The organism is Parafrankia colletiae (assembly GCF_001854655.1).
Classification (GTDB): domain Bacteria; phylum Actinomycetota; class Actinomycetes; order Frankiales; family Frankiaceae; genus Parafrankia; species Parafrankia colletiae.
Window position 1 is genome coordinate 45,228 of sequence record NZ_MBLM01000116.1, and the last position, 17,612, is coordinate 62,839.

12 protein-coding genes are annotated in these 17,612 nt (G+C 71.4%); 9 read left to right on the plus strand and 3 right to left on the minus strand.

The features are described from left to right. Positions 1–227 precede the first annotated feature (227 nt). From CC117_RS15795 to CC117_RS37040, 5 genes are all read left to right on the plus strand, one after another. Positions 228–2,807, plus strand: a complete 2,580-nt coding sequence (locus tag CC117_RS15795) for an ATP-binding protein (RefSeq protein WP_071084848.1) — start codon at positions 228–230, stop codon at positions 2,805–2,807. Positions 2,808–3,109: 302 nt separating this feature from the next. Then, positions 3,110–3,763 (plus strand): GNAT family N-acetyltransferase, encoded by a 654-nt coding sequence (locus CC117_RS15800; protein ID WP_071084850.1) that lies wholly within the window; start codon positions 3,110–3,112, stop codon positions 3,761–3,763. Positions 3,764–3,768: 5 nt separating this feature from the next. Continuing rightward, positions 3,769–4,455 carry a phosphate signaling complex PhoU family protein gene (locus CC117_RS15805; RefSeq protein ID WP_071084852.1) on the plus strand — a complete coding sequence of 229 codons (687 nt, stop codon included), beginning with the start codon at positions 3,769–3,771 and terminating at the stop codon, positions 4,453–4,455. A gap of 13 nt (positions 4,456–4,468) precedes the next feature. After that, positions 4,469–7,087 (plus strand): ATP-dependent helicase HrpB, encoded by a 2,619-nt coding sequence (gene hrpB, locus CC117_RS15810; RefSeq protein WP_071084854.1) that lies wholly within the window; start codon positions 4,469–4,471, stop codon positions 7,085–7,087. Positions 7,088–7,216: 129 nt separating this feature from the next. After that, positions 7,217–7,723: a hypothetical protein gene (locus tag CC117_RS37040; RefSeq protein WP_131803078.1), complete on the plus strand. Its 507-nt coding sequence runs from the start codon at positions 7,217–7,219 to the stop codon at positions 7,721–7,723. Here CC117_RS37040 and CC117_RS37475 read toward each other — a convergent pair. Then, the gene (locus tag CC117_RS37475; RefSeq protein ID WP_157905415.1) at positions 7,707–7,880 is read right to left on the minus strand and encodes a hypothetical protein; all 174 of its coding nucleotides are present in this window, start codon (positions 7,878–7,880) and stop codon (positions 7,707–7,709) included. The genes CC117_RS37040 and CC117_RS37475 overlap by 17 nt on opposite strands. Before the next feature lie 357 nt (positions 7,881–8,237). Here CC117_RS37475 and CC117_RS15815 point away from each other — a divergent pair, with 357 nt between their 5' ends. Further along, positions 8,238–12,734, plus strand: coding sequence for an nSTAND1 domain-containing NTPase (locus CC117_RS15815; protein ID WP_071084856.1), 4,497 nt, complete (start codon positions 8,238–8,240; stop codon positions 12,732–12,734). An 87-nt stretch (positions 12,735–12,821) separates the two neighbouring features. Here CC117_RS15815 and CC117_RS15820 read toward each other — a convergent pair whose 3' ends face one another. After that, entirely contained in the window at positions 12,822–13,691 is an 870-nt protein-coding gene (locus CC117_RS15820) for a glycosyltransferase family 2 protein (protein ID WP_071084858.1), read from the minus strand. Positions 13,692–13,728: 37 nt separating this feature from the next. After that, a complete protein-coding gene (locus CC117_RS15825; protein WP_407673543.1) occupies positions 13,729–14,247 on the minus strand; it encodes an NUDIX domain-containing protein in 519 nt (172 codons plus the stop codon). Between the two features lie 269 nt (positions 14,248–14,516). Here CC117_RS15825 and CC117_RS15830 point away from each other — a divergent pair, with 269 nt between their 5' ends. The 3 genes from CC117_RS15830 to CC117_RS15840 form a co-directional block, all read left to right on the plus strand. Continuing rightward, a complete protein-coding gene (locus CC117_RS15830) occupies positions 14,517–15,092 on the plus strand; it encodes a hypothetical protein (RefSeq protein ID WP_071084860.1) in 576 nt (191 codons plus the stop codon). Positions 15,093–15,131: 39 nt separating this feature from the next. Then, the gene (locus CC117_RS15835) at positions 15,132–15,701 is read left to right on the plus strand and encodes a dihydrofolate reductase family protein (RefSeq protein ID WP_071084862.1); all 570 of its coding nucleotides are present in this window, start codon (positions 15,132–15,134) and stop codon (positions 15,699–15,701) included. Between the two features lie 923 nt (positions 15,702–16,624). Continuing rightward, the coding region (locus CC117_RS15840) for an AI-2E family transporter (protein WP_071084882.1) at positions 16,625–17,612 on the plus strand (988 nt) is incomplete at its 3' end.

A 17,612-nucleotide genomic window follows, 5' to 3' on the forward strand; every position in this document is an offset into this window, starting at 1 on the left:
GTCCTCCCTCACCGGCAACGAAAGAAAGCAGCCCTGGACCGCCGTGAACGGACGATCGGGCGGCGTCGCCAGTAAAGCGCGGTGGATCCCGGTTCTGGTGATCTCTCACAGGTTTCTAACAGCGACGCGGCACTTTCTAACACACCACTAACGGCGATCATGAAAACCGCCGGAGGAGACGGCCGCGAAGCCTTCCGGCAGGGTGTCGCCGCCCGCACGATGGGCGGGTGACACGAGGAACCCTGCGGATCTACCTGGGCGCCGCACCGGGCGTCGGCAAGACCTACGCCGCGCTCGACGAGGCCCACCGCCGCGCCGGCCGGGGCACCGACGTCGTCATCGGCTTCGTCGAGACCCACGGCCGGCCACGCACCGCCGCCATGCTCGACGGCCTGGAGATCATCCCCCGGCAGATCCTCGAGCACCGGGGCGGATCGTTCACCGAGATGGACCTCGACGCCGTCCTCGCCCGACGCCCCGAGGTCGCCTTCGTCGACGAGCTGGCGCACACCAACGTCCCGGGCAGCCGTCACACCAAGCGGTGGCTCGACGTCCAGGAACTGCTCGCCGCCGGCATCGACGTCATCTCCACCGTCAACGTCCAGCACCTGGAGTCACTCAACGACGTCGTCGAGACCATCACCGGCGTCCCGCAGCGGGAGACCRTCCCCGACGACGTCGTCCGCCACGCCGACCAGGTCGAACTCGTCGACATGGCCCCGGAGGCCCTACGCCGCCGGATGGCGCACGGCAACGTCTACGGGCCCGAGAAGGTGGACGCCGCCCTGGCCAACTACTTCCGCGTCGGCAACCTCACCGCGCTGCGCGAACTCGCCCTGCTCTGGCTCGCCGGCAAGGTCGACGACCAGCTCGACCGCTACCGCGCCGACCACGGCATCGGCGGCACCTGGGAGACCCGCGAACGGGTCGTCGTGGCGCTCACCGGCGGGCCCGAAGGCGACACGCTGATCCGCCGCGCCAGCCGCATCGCCGCCCGCAGCAAGGGCGCCGACCTGCTCGCGGTCCACGTCGCCCGCTCCGACGGCCTCACCGGCGCCGACCCGTCCGCCCTCGCCCGGCAGCGAGCCCTGGTCGAGAGCCTCGGCGGCAGCTACCACCAGGTCATCGGCGACCACGTCCCCACCGCGCTCCTCGACTTCGCCCGGGCCGAGAACGCCACCCAGCTCGTGCTCGGCGCCAGCCGCCGCGGCCGCCTCGCCCGCATTCTCAGCCCCGGCATCGGCACGACCACGACCAGCAGGTCCGGCTCCATCGACGTCCACATGGTCACCCATTCCGAGGCGTGGGGACACCGGCGGGCCCCGGCGGGTGGCGAGGGGGAGCCGACGCACCGGACCGGCCGGAACGGCTGGCGGCTCCCCCGCGCCCGAACCCGAACCGCGGCGCTGGAGCCACGCCGGCGAATCCTCGCCACGGTGCTCACGCTCGCCCTCGTCCCGGCGCTCACCGCCGGCCTCACCGCCAGCCGGGGCACGTTCAACCTGACCACGGAGATGCTCGCCTATCTGCTGATCACGGTCATCGTGGCGCTCGTCGGCGGGTTCGGGCCCGCGCTGCTCTGCGCCGTCACCAGCTCGCTGCTGCTCAACTACTACTTCACCGCCCCGCYCCACACCTGGACCGTCGCGGACGGCGACAACGCCCTGGCGCTGCTCGGCTTCGTCCTCGTCGCCGGCCTGGTCAGCCGGGTCGTGTCCACCTCCGCACGGCGTTACGGGCAGGCCGTGCGCGCCTCCGCCGAGGCCGCGACCCTCTCCATGCTCGCCGGCAGCGTCCTACGCGGCGAGGACGCCCTGCCCGCCCTCCTCGCCCGCGCCCAGGAGACCTTCGGGATGACCTCGGTGACCCTGCTCGAACGTGTCGGTGACGGGCAGGCCGCGGGCGGCTGGCGTCCGGTGATGACCGTCGGCACCGACCCGTCCGCCACGGAGACCTCCCCCACCAGCGACCGGGTCGACATTCCCGTGCGCGACAACCTGCGCCTCTCGCTCACCGGGCGGTCACTGCCCGCCGCGGACCGGCGGATCCTCACCGCCTTCGCCGCCCAGGCCGCCGTCGCTCTCGACCAGCACCGGCTGCGCGAGGCAGCCGCCGAAGCCGCCCCGATCGCCGCGGCCGACAAGGTCCGCACCGCACTGCTCACCGCCGTCAGCCACGACCTGCGCACCCCGCTCGCCGCGGCCAGGGTCGCCGTCAGCGGGCTCCGCGAACCGGGTATCACCCTCACCGGGGAGGAACAGGCCGAACTCCTCGCCACCGCCGACGAATCCCTCGACAGGCTGACCCGCCTCGTCGAGAACCTGCTCGACATGTCCCGCCTGCAGGCGGGTGCCCTCAGCGTCTTCCCCCGTCCTGTCGGGCTGGACGACATCGTCCAGCCCGCCCTCGACGAGATCGGCCCGCCGGCCAGCCGGATCGACGTGCGGGTACCCGAGGACCTGCCCACCGTCACGGCCGACCCGGCGCTGCTCCAACGGGTCATCGTCAACCTCGTCAGCAACGCCCTGCGGCACGCGCCCACCGAAACCCCGCCGACCATCACCGCCAGCGCCCTGGGGGGGCGCGTCGAACTGCGGGTGGTCGACCGTGGCCCCGRTATCCCCGCCGCCCGGCACGAGGACGTCTTCCAGCCGTTCCAGCGTCTCGGCGACCGCGACAACACCACCGGGGTCGGGCTGGGCCTGGCCCTGGCCCGGGGTCTCGCCGAGGCCATGGGCGGCACCCTCACCCCCGATGAGACACCCGGCGGCGGCCTGACCATGGTGCTGTCCCTGCCCGCGGCGTAACGGGCGCGCCATCGATGTGCATCGCCCGATTCGAGGAGGCCCGGCCCAGTGCCGGCGAGCTGACGGTCGTTCCTCGCGGGGTGATGGCCGCGGCCATGCAGGGCTCCCGCGGCGGTGTCGGCCTGCCGGAGAACGACATCACCCGGGTCAGGAGCGTCCTCTGTCGGGTCGCGGCTGTACACGCCGCGGCGCGTTCGCCGCGGACCCACCGTGCGCGAGGATATTCCCGGCACACCGATGGATTCTGGATGGTGTGTGGGTGCGCACGGCTTCGCTGGCGAGGAACGGAGAGCTGATCATTCATGGTGACGGCTGATCAGAAAGATGGTTCCCCGCCTGTTGCCGCCGCCGCGGGCTGGGCCATCCGCGGGGCACTACCGGTGGATGCCGAGGCGATCGCCCTCGTCCACGCGGACAGTTGGCGTCGCACGTATCGGGGCATGATGAGCGACACCTACCTCGACGGGGACGTGGTCAGCGAGCGTCTCTCCGTCTGGCGCCAGCGCATGACGGCCCCCCGCGGGGACCAGCGGGTGTGGATCGCCTCCACAGCGTCGGACCTCCTTGGATTCATCTGCGTCTTCGCGGACGAGGACCCGCGCCGGGGGGTCTACGTGGAGAACCTGCACGTGCGTCACGACGCGCAGGGCAGTGGGCTGGGCACAGCCCTGTTGCAGACCGCCGCTGCATGGACGAACGCGGAACAACCCCGGAAAGGGCTGTGGCTGTGGGTGATGGAGGCCAATCATTCCGCCCGGCGGTTCTACCAGCGCCTGGGAGGCGTCGAGACCGACCGGACCATGCTCGGGGACCCCGCAGGCGGATCGGCGCCGAACCTCCGCTGCTGCTGGCCGGACGTGCAACCGATCCTCGACAAAGATCACCCGGGCGAACTCCGACCCGGGTGTCATCCACAGCCGAGCGAGGGCATGGGAGGGCATGTTCGGGGAAACTGACCGACATGGATGTCCCCAGCCCGCATCGGTTCGCCTACACCGAGGCCTTGGAGCGGATCCGCGTGGTGCTCAGCGAGCTGGCCAGCGAGACCCGCCAGATGGTGACCGACGCGACCACCGCCGTGGCCGGTCCCTCAGCCGGCCGCACCGACACCGCGCCCATCCACGCCGCGGGGAAGCGGATCCGTGACCGATCCGACGCTCTCGACGACGACCTGGTCATGCTGCTGACCCTGGAAGCCCCGGTGGCCGGGGATCTCCGCCTGATTGTGGGTGCCCTGCGGATCGCCGCGGCGATCGAACGGATGGCGGGGCTGGCCGACCACATCGCCGCCGTCGCCGACCGGCGCGCCCCTGCCCCTGCCCTCCCTGCGCCACTGCATCCCACCATCACCCATCTCGGCGAGCTGTGCGCCCACCTCGTCACCCAGCTCGTCACCGCCATCAACAGCGACGACCCGAGCGCCCCCCAGCGCGTCGAAGACGCCGACGACCCGATCGACGAGACGCATCGGTCGCTCCTCGCCACCGTGACCAGCCCCGACTGGCCCCACGGCATCGAAGCCGCCATCGACCTGGCCCTGCTCTCCCGCTTCTACGAACGGTTCGGCGACCAGGCGGTCACCGCCGCCCGCCAACTCGCCCGCATCGACAACCCCACCCCGGACGGCACCTCCCCCATGCCCGTGTGAGGACACTGGGCGCATGTTGCCCGACCTCACGGTCGCCGGGGCGGACCTGCCCGTCCGGGCCGCCCTGCCGGCGCTCGTCGCCGCGCTGACCGCGCGCGACCAGCACGGACCGGGCGGCACCGGCGGGGCCGCGGTGCTGGTGGCCCCGCCCGGCACAGGCAAGACGACGCTCGTCCCGCTCGCACTCGCGGACCACGTCCCCGGCCGGGTGCTGGTCGTCGAGCCACGGCGGATCGCCGTCCGCGCCGCGGCCCGGCGGATGACCAGCCTCGCCGGTGGCGGCGAGGTGGGTGGCGCGGTCGGCTACACGATCCGCGGCGAGCGCAGGGCCGGGCCGTCCACCAGGGTCGAGGTGGTCACGACGGGAGTGCTCGTCCGGCGGCTGCAACGCGACCCCGAGCTGCCCGGTACCGACGCGGTCATCCTCGACGAGTGCCACGAGCGCCACCTCGACGCCGATCTGGCGCTCGCGTTCCTGCTCGACGTCCGCGCCGCGTTGCGCCCCGACCTGCTCCTGCTCGCCGCCTCCGCGACAGCCGACACCCGGCGGCTGGCCGCGATGCTCGGCGCGCCCGGCCAGCCCGCGCCGGTCATCGGGACGGACGCCTCGATGTACGACGTCGAGGTGGTCTGGGCGCCCCCGCCAGGGACGGTCGCCCCGGCGCACGGCCTGCGGGTCGACCCGAAGCTGCTCGACCACGTCGCCGCGACCGTCGGGCGTGCGCTGCGGGAGACGTCCGGGGATGTGCTCGTCTTCCTGCCCGGGGCCGGTGAGATCGCCGCCGTCGCCGGCCGGCTCGCCGGGCACCGGACAGCGGTCGATGTGCTCACCCTGCACGGCCGCCAGACCGGCGGGGCGCAGGACGCGGTGCTGCGCCCCGGCCCGCGTCGCCGGGTCGTGTTGGCCACCGCGGTCGCGGAGAGCAGCCTCACGGTGCCCGGTGTGCGGGTCGTCGTCGACGCCGGCCTGGCCCGCTCCCCGCGGATGGACCACGCCCGCGGGCTGGGTTCGCTGGTCACCGTGCGGGTGTCGCGGTCGTCCGCCGGGCAGCGGGCGGGCCGGGCCGGACGGGAGGCGCCGGGCCGGGTGTACCGCTGCTGGTCCGCCGCCGAGCACGACCGGCTACCCGCCCAGCCGGAACCGGAGATCGCCGTCGCCGACCTCACCGCCTTCGCCCTGGAGCTGGCGGCCTGGGGCCATCCCGGCGGCGTGGGCCTGCCGCTGCTCAGCGACCCTCCCGCCGGCGCGATGGAGGCCGCCGGGGTCTCGCTGCGGGCTCTCAGCGCTGTCGACGAGACCGGGCGGGTCACCCCGCGAGGACGTTCGATCGCCCAGGTCGGAGCCCATCCGCGGCTCGCCCGGGCGCTGCTCGACGGCACCCGGGCCATCGGCGCCCGCCGCGCGGCGGAGGTCGTGGCGATGCTCTCCGGGGACGGCCCGGCGGGCGGCCCCTCCGACGACCTCGTCGCCACGTGGCGCCGCCTGCGCGACGGCACCGACCGGGCCGCGTCCACTCGCTGGCGGGAGGAGACCCGCCGGCTGCGCTCGGCCGCGGAAGCCGCACCCGCTGGACCCGGTGAACCCGGTGGGTCTGGCGGATCTGCCAGGCCCGCAGCGCGGGGAACGGGTGGGATGACCGACGATCTTGCAGCGGGGCTGGTGGTCGGCCTCGCCTTCCCCGAGCGGCTCGCGCGAGCCCGCGACGCCGGCAGCTCAAACTACCTGATGGCGGGCGGGACCGGTGCCGAGCTCGCCGCAGGCTCGGCGTTGACCGGGGCGGAATGGCTCGCCATCGCGGTCGCCGACCGCGGGCCCGGCCGGACGTCCGCCCGCGTGCGCCTGGCCGTAGCCCTCGACGCGGCCACCGCGCGGGAGGCGGGCGCGGCGCTGCTGCGCACCGAGGACGAGGTCGCCTGGTCCGGTGGCGACATCGTCGCCCGCCGGCTCGAGCGCCTCGGCGCGATCGTCCTCGCCGAACGCCCGGTGACCAGGCCCGACCCGTCCCTGCTGCGGGCCGCGGTGCTCGACGGGCTGCGTGACGCGGGGCTCCCCGTGCTGCGCTGGAGCGCCGACGCGCTCGCCCTGCGCGACCGGCTCGCGTTCTGTCACCGGTTACTCGGCGCCCCCTGGCCCGACGTCACCGACGCCGCCCTGCTGGACTCCGCCCCCGACTGGCTCGGGCCGGACCTCGATGGCGTGCGGCGCCGCGTCGACCTCGGGCGCATCGACGCCGGCGGGGCGCTGCGCCGGCTCCTGCCCTGGCCACAGGCCACCCGGCTGGACGAGCTGGCGCCAGAGCGGGTGGCGGTGCCGAGCGGCTCCCGGGTGCGCCTCGACTACAGCGGCACCAGCGGCGCGGCCGGCCCCGTCCTGGCCGTGAAGATCGCCGAGGTGTTCGGGTGGGAGCGGGTACCCGTCGTCGCCGACGGCCGCGCACCCCTGGTGCTCCATCTGTTGTCGCCGGCGGGCCGCCCGGTGGCGGTGACGAGCGACCTGGCGTCGTTCTGGCGCACCGGCTACCCGCAGGTCCGCGCGGAGCTGCGCGGCCGCTACCCCCGCCACCCCTGGCCGGACGACCCGACCACAGCCCCGCCGACCCGCCGCGTCGCCCCCCGCACCCGCGGCCGCTGACAGGTCCGACGGCGCCGCCGACGCGTTGGACGTTATCGCCAGCCTCCGCAGCCTCGCGATCGCTCTCTTGAGGCTGCCCGGCACCACCGACATCGAGGATATTCTAGGAATATGCGAAGAATAGAAATCGTGGACTGGCCCTGGTTCGAAACACCGACCGACCGAGTAAGAGAACTTCTCGGAAGCGACATCATGCTCCATCTGGAGCGAGCGCTCGGAATCACCCAGAGAGACGCTGATGCCACCTTTCCACAACTGGGAGAACTTCGGCTTCGATGGGTCTCCGACGACGCGGATGACCCCGACGCAGAAGGAGACGACCCTTACGTAATTGTCTACGTCRCCCTCAGCACGAGTGGCAGCTACTACAGCGGAGGAAGCAGCGCCTACGCCGGAGGAAGCGATGACGAAGAAGCGGTGGAAGTAACATTCGAAKATATTGTCGCCTCTGTCGCCGACTGCACCCAGGACCTCGTCCTGTCGCTGTACCTGCGGGAGTGGCCCGTTTGTCCACAGCATAATCGATCTCTTGGTCTGTCATTTCCAGAAGATTGGCCGACGTGGAGCTGCCAAGTGAATGGCGGCCATGGTGTAGCCAAGGTCGGCAGTCTCGCCGACATCAACGAGGTTCCTTGAGTTCCTGTCTTGAGGCGTCGGTGACGGCACCCCACCGTTCCCGCTCGAAGAAGCCAGCAACCGAGCTTTCGTGCACCGTCCGCTCCGCGACCTGCCGCGGCTTCTTCTCGTCGGACGACCCCGCACCCGCCGGCATGCAGAGGCGCGCGCCACGCATAAGGGCGACCACCTTCATCGCGCCGACAGCATCGGGCCGGCGCGTCGTCAGAATCCGCTCGGATGGCGCGGCGCACAAAGCCCGGCCAGGATGCGGATCTCGCCGTCGGTGAGGCGTACGTCCAGCGCCGCGGGCGGAAACGGGTACGCCGGGTTCGGCGAGCGGCCCGGAGAAACGGACCGGCGGCAACGCCGGCACCGCACTGCAGGCCGACTCAACCGGGGCGAGGCGACGTAGGCAGCGCTGCTGCCACACCATCAGCCACACGCCAACCGATTCAGGGCTTACGACTCTTTTATCGAGATGGTACCGGTTGGCCGTGTATGATCGCCGCGACGGCCAGCAATCGGGGGTTTGATGGCTCGCGAAGAACTGTGGACCTTCTACCTGTCCTACGCACCTGGCGACCATGAGTGGGCCGAATGGATCGCCTGGCAGCTTGACCGCGAAGGTTACTCGGTACTTTTCCAGGGCTGGGACCAGGTTCCCGGCACCCACTGGACCGCCGGGATACACGGCGGTCTCATCCACGCCGAACACGTGCTCGCCGTCGTCTCGGCCGACTATCTGCAGTCCGTGCTGGCTGCGGCGGAGTGGCAGACCGCCTGGCGGGACGACCCCGCCGGGCTGCGGCGACGGCTGCTCCCCGTCAGGATCGAGGACTGCGAGCCGATCGGCCTGCTCGCAGCGGTGTCCTCCTTCGACCTGTTCGGGCGGGAAGCCCAGGCCGCTCGCCGACAGTTACTCGCCAAGGTCGCGGCGGCCCGGGTGGGAACGGCGAGGCCGCTGGCAGCCCCGCCGTTCCCAGACGACCGGTCCCACCCCGGATCCGTACCGCATCCGGCGTCCCTCCCCCAGCCGCCGCGAACGGTCCAGGCGTCGGAGCCGCCCCGTTTCCCCAGGCCGGATCACCGGCGCGGGCGCGTCCGGGAAGCAGTGTTCGAGACCGACGGTCTGCCCGGCGGAGCCATTCTGCTGAGTTACGCGCAGGACGACGCGCTACTCGCCGCCGGCATCGCCGAACACCTCCACCAGCTCGGCTACGGGCACGTGTTCGCGTTCGACCACACGGACACCGGCGGTGCCGCTGTTGCCTGGCAGGACGCGCTGGCCGCGTCGGCGCGCAGTTCCGACCTGGTGCTGCAGGTCGTGAGCAGGCCGACGGCATCGTGGATCGGCTATGAGCTGGCTCTGTGTCACCGCCGGGGCATTCCGGTGATCACCGCGCTGACGGTCGCGGGAGCTCGCCACCCGGGTCTCGACAGCGGAAATGTGATCGACCTGTCGAGGGTGTCCGCCGACCAGCCCGAGCCGGGCGATTTCGAGGCGTTGGCCGCGGCGGTCCGTCGCACCGGGCTGCTGCCCGGCCCACGTGGCGACCTGCACCTGCACCGCCAGGTCTATCCGGGGCTGCGCGCGTTCGACACGGACGAGGCGGGCGCGTTCCATGGGCGCAGCCGGGAGATCGCGCGGCTTACCGAGGTCGTCGACGGCCAGGAGAAGTCGGGCTCGCTCGTGGTCATCGGGCCGTCCGGTGTCGGCAAGTCCTCGCTGGTGCATGCCGGGCTGGTGCCACGGCTGCGCACGTCGGACCGCCGCTGGCTGGTTCTCCCAGCGATCCGGCCGGAGCACGACCCGTTTCACCGGCTGGCCCGGGCGCTCGCCGGCCCGGCGATTCCGAGCGCCGACGTCGCCGCGCTGGCCGGCCGCCTTCGCACCGACGACGACGCCCTGCTCGCCGCGGTGACCGAGCGCCTGGCCCGGCTGCCGGGTACCGCATCCCGGGCGCTGCTCATCCTCGACCAGGCGGAGGAGCTGTTCACCCTCAGCCTGAGCGACGGCGAGCGCCGTGCCTTCCTGCACACCCTCACCCGGGCCACGGCGGGCGGAACAGCGCTGTGGACCGTGTTCACCATCCGCGCCGAGTTCCTCACCGAGCTGCTCCGGGACACTCCGCTGCCGACGTTCGCCTGGCACTCACTCGTCCTCGGGCCGATGCGCGGAGCGTCGCTGCGCCGAGCGATCGTCGAACCGGCCCGAGGCGAGGGGTGGGAGTTCGCACCCGAGGTGATCTCCGAGATGGTCTCGGAGGCCGACGGCGGCGACGGCCTCCCGCTGCTTGCCTACACACTGCACGACCTGTGGGCCCGGGTGACCGGTGACACCTCGCGCCGAGCCGGCCCGGACCGGGTCGTCACGCTGGACGACTACGAGGCCGCCGGAGGCATCACGGGCACGCTCGAACAGCGTGCCGACGCCGCGCTCGTCAACGGCTGCCGGCGTACCGGGCTCGCACCGGCGGACATCGTCGGTGTCATCGCGCGGCTGGCGGCGGTGAACGACGAGGGCATCGCCACCCGCCAGGCGCACCGGCTGCACGAGCTCGGCGAGGTCGAACGGGCGGCGCTGCTGCCCTTCGTCGACGCCGGGCTGCTGAGAACCCGCTCCGGCGGTGGCGCTGGCACCGCGCCCGCCGCGCCCGCCGGGCCCGCCGCCCCCGCCGCCGATCTCGACGAGCTCGTCCGGGAGTCGGTGCTGATCGAGATCTCGCACGAGGCGCTGCTGCGTGCCTGGCCACCGCTCGCACGGTTGCTGGTGCGCTGGAAGGAGGCACTGCACGCGCGGGGTGTCGTCGAACGGCTGGCGCGGGAATGGGACGCCGCCGGCCGGTCACCGGGCTACCTGCTCACCCGCGATCGGCTCACCGATCTACGACGCGCGCTGACGGCCGACAGCACGTTCGGAGCCGTGCCACTACGCGGCCTCGGCCGTGAGCTGCTGGACGCATCGCTGGCCCGGGCGGCGGACGACGTCGCCGACCGCGCCCTCGGCCTGCTTGCCACCAGCCCGCATCTGGCGGTCGCGCTGTGCGCCGCGGCCGTGGAGGACTTCACGCCCACCGCACACGCGGTGGACGTCTTCCGGCGCTGTCTCGCCGCCTCCCGCGTGCACCGGGCGCTGGCCGGTCACTCCCTCGGTGTGTGGGGTGTGGCCTGGTCACCGGACGAGCAGCGTTGTGTCACCGCAGGAAAGGACGGCACGGCGCGCACCTGGTGGGTCGCGACCGCGCTCCCGGACGTCTCCGTCGGGCACGGCGTGTGGATCCGCTCGGTCGACTGGTCCCCGACCGGGCGCACGCTGCTCACCAGCGCGACCGACCTGACGGTGCGGACCTGGACCGACGGCGTCTGGGAACCGACCATCCATCCTCATCCCGACCGACTGTGGGCGGCCCGGTGGTCGCGTACGGGAGATCGTTTCGTGACCGCCGGCGCCGACGGTGTGGCCCGGATCTGGCGCCCCGGGCAGCGCACGCCGGAACGGGAGTTCAGCGCTCCCACCACTCGGATCTGGGATGCGGAGCTCTCCCCGGACGGCGCGTCCGTCGTGACGGCCGGCGAGGACGGGGCGGTGCGGGTCATCGACGCCGTCTCCGGTGCATCGGTGGTGGCCTTCGACCGGCACGTCGGAAACGTGCGGACCGCGCGCTGGTCGCCGGACGGCCGCCGGATCGCCAGCGGCGGCAAGGACAACACGATCTGGATCTTCGGTGTGGTCTCCGATGCCCCGGCGGCGCAGGCACTGACCGGCCACACGAACCAGGTGCGCCGGCTCGACTGGAGTCCGGACGGCCATCGCCTCGCCTCGGCCTCGGCGGACAACACGGTGCGGGTCTGGGACGTCCACACCGGTACGGAACTGCTGTGCCTGCGCGGGCATGACGAGGGCCCGTGCGACGTGGCCTGGTCGCCGTCCGGCCACCGGCTGCTTTCCGGAGCCGAGGACAACCGGGTGCTCGTCTGGACGGTCGGCCCGCCGCAGCTGACGGTGCGGCGGGTGGTGGGTCAGGTCACCGCGGTGGCGTGCAGCCCGGACGGCCGCCGCGTGGCCTGGGGGACCGACGGCGGCGACGTGGTGACAGCCGACATCGGCGACCCGGTCGGGCGCGTGCGACGGATCCATCACCATGACGACGGACCGGTCCGCGGCCTGGACTGGTCGGCCGACGGCAGGCTGGTGAGTGCCGGCGGCCAGGAGGCGGCGATCCTCGAGCCCGAGGGCGACGGCCCGGTGGTCCTGTTCACCGGGCACCGCGACGCTGTCTGGTCGGCCCGGTGGTCACCGGACGGGCAGCGGGTCGTGACCGCGGCGGAGGACCGCACCGCCCGCGTGTGGTCGTCCACCGGCGAGCTGCTCGCCGTGCACGAGGGCCACACCAGCTGGGTACGCGCAGCGGTGTGGTCGACGGACGGAGCCGGCATCGCCATGGTCTCGGAGGACCACCGGCTCTCGGTGCGGCCGTGGTCAGGTCCGTCGGACGGCCCACGCCAGATCGTCGACGCGGGAGCGGGGCTGTGGAGCGTTGACTGCGCGGCGGACGGCACGACCATCGCGGCCGGCCAGGCGGACGGCGCCATACAGCTCTGGGACGCCGCCTCGCTGTCCCCGCGCCGGGTGCTGGCCGGGCATCAGGGAACGGTGCACGCGGTCCGCTTCTCCCGGTCGGGCGAGCGCCTGCTGAGCGTGGCGGCCGATGGCGTCGGCCGGCTGTGGAACACCCGGACCGGGGCGACGGTGGCCACCCTCGTCGGCCACAGCGGACCCGCGCTGGACTGCGTGTTCGCGCCGGACGAGGACAGCTGCATCACGGTGGGGCAGGACGGGACCATCCGGACCTGGGATCTGCGGCAGGCGGAGGAGCGTCCGCTCTGCCCGCCGACCGGCGACGATCCGGAGACCGGCGACGATGCGGAGACCGCTGCCCGGCGGCTGTGTGACGAGGCGGGGCTCGCGCGGCTGGGCGAGCTGAGCGACGACGAGCGGCGCGCCCACGGCCTGCCGGTGGTCAACTGAGCCATCCGGAACGCCCCCGGCACGACCGCGGATCCGCCGCCGGCCACGGTCCGCGCCACTGGCCATGGTGGCACGCGCCGCCAATCATCACGTCACGCCGGCCGGCGGCGCGGCCCGGCGCTTGCGGCGAGAGCGCACCGCCCGGAACAGACGCACGTCGACCGCCTGCGCGACCATGATCAGCGGAGCGGCCCTCGCCACCCACCGCGGCACACCCGGATCACCGGTGAGGTGGCGCAGCACCCGCCGCCGCCGCGCCCACACCGCGCCGGCGTTCGACTGCCGGCCGCTCAGYGAGTCGGAGCTGACCCGGTAGACCCGACAGTCGACGGGCACCTCGCGTACCTCGCCCCGGAACGCAAGTGACACTCCGAGCGCCCAGTCCTCGCCGCTCGGATGGTCGGGAAACCCACCGGCGTCGCGGACCACCTCCGTGCGCAGCACCGAGCCGACAACCGGATACAGCAGGCGGACCGTGTTGAGCACCGCGAAGACCGTCCGGTACCTGGCCACCCGACCGGCCCACGCCGGTGGGAAGTCGTACCGGGCGCCCGTGTCACGCCGCAGTATCCGTCCGTAGACGGCGACGGCGCCCGGGGCGGTGCGGGCGACATCCAGCAGTGCTCGCAGTGCACCAGGGGCGAGAAGATCGTCAGCATCCCAGAACATCACGAAGCGAGTGGTGACCACGGCGAGCCCGATGTTGCGGGTCTCGCCCACGCTCGTCTGGCCGCCGGTCCCCACGAACCGGATGGCCGAGTCGCCCCCTGCAACGGCGGGCGGCACGGCCGGGGAGCCAGCGGAATCGGCCACCGCAACGGCATGCAGTGCGTCCGCGGAGTCGGCGACGACGACAGTCTCGACCGGCACGTCCTGCGCGGCGACACTCGCGAGAGCCTCGGGCAGCCGATCAACGTAGCTTCCCCAGGCCGGTATGACGACCGTCAGCTCGGGCATTATCCGATGTCTGTTCACTGGCTTCGGCCCGGCGCGGTCAGCCGATGTAGGGTGTGCCGCCACCGGCCAGGCCGTGGTTGATGCGCAGCCGCATCGCGGGGTGGATGCGCAGCCCGTCGAGCTCGGCGGCCGGCACAAAGCGGACCGCCGCGGCCTCGGCGGTCACCGCTGGCCGCCCGCCGACGACCCTCCCGGCGAAACACACCGTGCACTGCTGCGTCACGGTGCCGTCGTCAAAGGCGGTGACGTGCGCGGGGTCGGTGTARATGCCGACGATGCCAGTCACCTCCAGGTGGACTCCGGTCTCCTCCCGAGCCTCGCGGACGGCCGCGGCGGCCATGGACTCCCCCAGTTCCATGAATCCGCCTGGCAACGCCCAGTACCCGTCGTCAGACCTCCTGATGAGCAGAATCTCCCGGGAGTCGTTGAGAACCGCCACGTTGACGATCGGAGCGAGCCTGTTCGCCGCCGGAGCGTTCGGGTCACCGTAGTAGTCGATCTTCGGCACGACGTCCTCCTCCCGGCGGAGCGCGAGACGGCGCACCGCGGGTCCCATCATCAACGGTCCGGTGCGTTCCACAGGACTCGGTGCGGATCGTCGTCGCGGGGCAGGACTGCCCTGGGACGCAAGCAGAATTTCGCCCTCCGGGGGATGTGGGGCCCGTTGCGATCAGGCAGGGTGACAGCGACCGATCGACGATCACCGCCTGTAGATGGACCTGGCAGGTCGAAGCGCTCAACGTGTTCGGCCCGTCACCTCGTTGTAGACCGAACGCGAGCGGGTCATCGTCGTCCTCCGTTACTGCGAGGACATGTCCGAACGCGATGTCGCTCGCGCTACGCGCCCATCCACCGATCGGCACGGTTCCTGTCACCGCGGCGTTGACAGCCGGCCGCAGAACACGAGCACGCCGCCGCCTGCTCCGAGGCGGCGGCCTCGGCGTCGTGGTCGTCGCAGTTGCGGCCGCCCTCGCTCTGGCCGGCCTGAACGACGGTCAGTTCCGCCTCGTCGGTGACGGACTGACGCTGTCGAGCGGCTCGGGCGTAACCCAGGTAACGGACGACCGCGTCGACATGGGCGACCAGGTGACAGCCTGGCGGGCCGACGGCGACCTCATGATCGGCTACCTGAACGGTACCCACGCGACACTGAGCCCAGCCGACCCGGTCTACCGGTTCGGCTGGCACGACCTCGCACATGACAAGGTCGTACTCGGTCCGGCCGAGACACCCGACGGTCGGACGCTGGCCATGGGCCACGTCCGGGGAGAACCAGAGTCGGTGACGGTGAGCACCCCTCGGCAGACCTTCGAGGCCACGGTCRCCCGATCCTCGAGCCCTCTCAGCAGATCCGAACGGGGGACCGATGAGAAAGGACGGCGGCGCCGGTCTGATCACTGACCGCCGGATGCCCACGACCACAGCAGGGGAGAGCAACCCGTGAGACCGCTCCGATACTCGATCAACATCACCCTCGACGGCTGCTGCGACCACCGGGTAGGGATGATCCCGGACGACGAGTCGCATCGCTATTGGGCCGCCAGCCTGGAACGAGCCGATGCCCTTCTCTTCGGTCGGGTGACCTACGAGATGATGGAGGCGGCGTGGCGGCAGCCGACGACGGGAACGTGGCCTGACTGGATGGCCGACTGGATGGTCCCCTTCGCCCGGACGATCGACAAGGCAAAGAAGTACGTCGTGTCGGGCACCCTGGACCGGGTCGACTGGAACGCGGAGCTCGTGCAGGGTGACCTGGGGAAAGCCGTTGCGCAGCTCAAGCGGGAGCCTGGCAGAGGCCTCTTCGTGGGAGGCGTGACCCTCCCGCTGGCCCTGGCGGATCTGGGTTTGATCGATGAGTACGAGTTCGTCGTGCAACCCGTCGTGGCGGGCCACGGACCGACGTTGTTCGCCGGCCTGAGCGAGCGGCTCGAGCTGAAGCTCGTGGAGCGCCAGGAGTTCCGGTCGGGGGCGGTCGCCCTGCGGTACCAGCCCAGTCGAGCATCGTCCTGAAGACCCGAATCGCAGGCATCACCGGACCGCCGGGACCATCACCGTCGGCTGGAACCGGAACCCGGCGAGCTCCGACACCGGCGCCAGCGGAACGACCGCACCTCGACCCATCATCTGATTTCGACTCTGTGGGGAGCGCGCTTCAGGGAGCAGCGACTGGAGGTGGTGGCGAATGAGCCTCACCCTGACGACCGGCGGTGTGCGGGTCGGTGGCGGCTACGGCGGCGGTGCCGGGAGGTGCTCTCTGGGGAGTTCGCGGTGTCGGCCACGCGCCGCGGGAGGGGCGCGGGCCGGTGACAGGGGCTGGGTGTAGGAGAGCGTGGCCGGTGCCGTTCGGGGGTGCTGACCATTGTCAGTTCAACTACTTGCTGCTCCGCCATGGTGCCGGCGGGTCTGGGTGGGCGCTCCCCGGACGTCCCGACGCATCGCACCCTCACCAGAAGCGGACGGGTCGGACGCGGTACGCGACCAATCACCGGAAGACATCTTCGTCAGCAGGGATGTTGCACGAGCCCGGACCATCTTCTTCCTCGGGGCAGTCACATATCTGACCTTCGCGTTCCATGCCGCCGCCCCGAATAATCTTGTCGATGCCGATCTCGGCCCGGGTTTCACCGTCCTGCCCCTGTTCGTGTGCGCGTCACTCGTGCTGCCCATGACCGAATTGCCAATCCTTCTCACAATGTTCGCGCCGCGACGGACTGCGCGGATTCCTGCCACGTACAACGCGTGGACGAGGCGTCGCGGATGAGATACCGTCCTTCTGATTTCCGCGGCGAGCGGGCTATACTTCCTCGTTAATGGCATCGTGGGGCCTCTCGCGTCCGATTGATATTTCTTCGCGAGGTTCGCACCGGCCACAGCCAGAGTCAAATGATCATTTTGCCGAGCCTGCTACGCGAGCGCGAAGGGTCGGAAAATCGGTGCGGATTTCGTCAACTGGTGCCCCTACAGGTTTTCTGGCGCGCCCAATCGTCATTCTGTTGGGACTGGCGTCCATAGTTGTAGCCGCAGCCGGAATTCGGGCATTCCGGGACACGCTGGGCCCGACATTTCTGGCGTTGGTCCTCGTCGTCACGGTGCACCCGCTGCAAGTGCGTCTGCGCAGGCGCGGGGCTCCCGGATGGGTCGGCATCATCGCGGTGATGGCGACGATATATACGATCCTGGTCGGCCTGGTGGTTGCCCTGGTCGCGTCGACCGCTCGGCTGATCACGCTGCTGCCCGACTACGGGGTGCAGTCCGACAACCTGCGCAACCAGGCTGCCCAGTGGCTGGAGGGCCTCGGCGTCCAGCCCGAACAAGCCAGCGCCATGGTCAGCCGGCTCGACCTGTCCGAACTGTCCGGTGCGCTGCAGCACCTCCTTTCCGGGTTGGCCTCGGCGGGGTCAAATCTGGTTTTCCTCGTCACGCTGGTCTTTTTCCTGACAATCGACGGGGATTCGTTCTCCCGCCGGCTCGACGTCGCCGCCGGGTCACGGCCGCTCCAGGTCGGAGCATTGCGAGAGTTTTCCCTCAACACGCGCCGATATGTGGCTGTCTCCTCACTCTTCGGCCTGATCGTTGCCGCGTTCGACGTCTTTGCGTTGCACTTGCTGGAGATTCCGCTACCGCTGTTGTGGGGGTTGCTGTCGTTCATCACCAACTACATCCCCAACATCGGGTTCGTAGTTGGCCTGATACCACCCGCTCTACTTGGCCTGCTCGAAGGGGGCGTGGCCCGCATGCTCTGGGTCGTAGCGGTCTACTCGGCGATCAATATGATCGCGCAATCGTTCATCCAGCCGAAGGTCGTCGGCAACGTGGTAGGACTTTCCGCTACGCTGACCTTCTTGTCGCTGGTGTTCTGGGCGTTCGTTCTGGGCCCGCTTGGGGCGCTGCTGGCGGTTCCGATGACCCTGCTGGCCAAGG

Coding starts and splice junctions, on each gene's coding strand:
- CC117_RS15800 (WP_071084850.1), top strand. CDS start 3,110: ATGGTGACGGCTGATCAGAAAGATGGTTCCCCGCCTGTTGCCGCCGCC.
- hrpB (WP_071084854.1), top strand. CDS start 4,469: ATGTTGCCCGACCTCACGGTCGCCGGGGCGGACCTGCCCGTCCGGGCC.
- CC117_RS15805 (WP_071084852.1), top strand. CDS start 3,769: ATGGATGTCCCCAGCCCGCATCGGTTCGCCTACACCGAGGCCTTGGAG.
- CC117_RS37475 (WP_157905415.1), bottom strand. CDS start 7,880: ATGCGTGGCGCGCGCCTCTGCATGCCGGCGGGTGCGGGGTCGTCCGAC.
- CC117_RS15815 (WP_071084856.1), top strand. CDS start 8,238: ATGGCTCGCGAAGAACTGTGGACCTTCTACCTGTCCTACGCACCTGGC.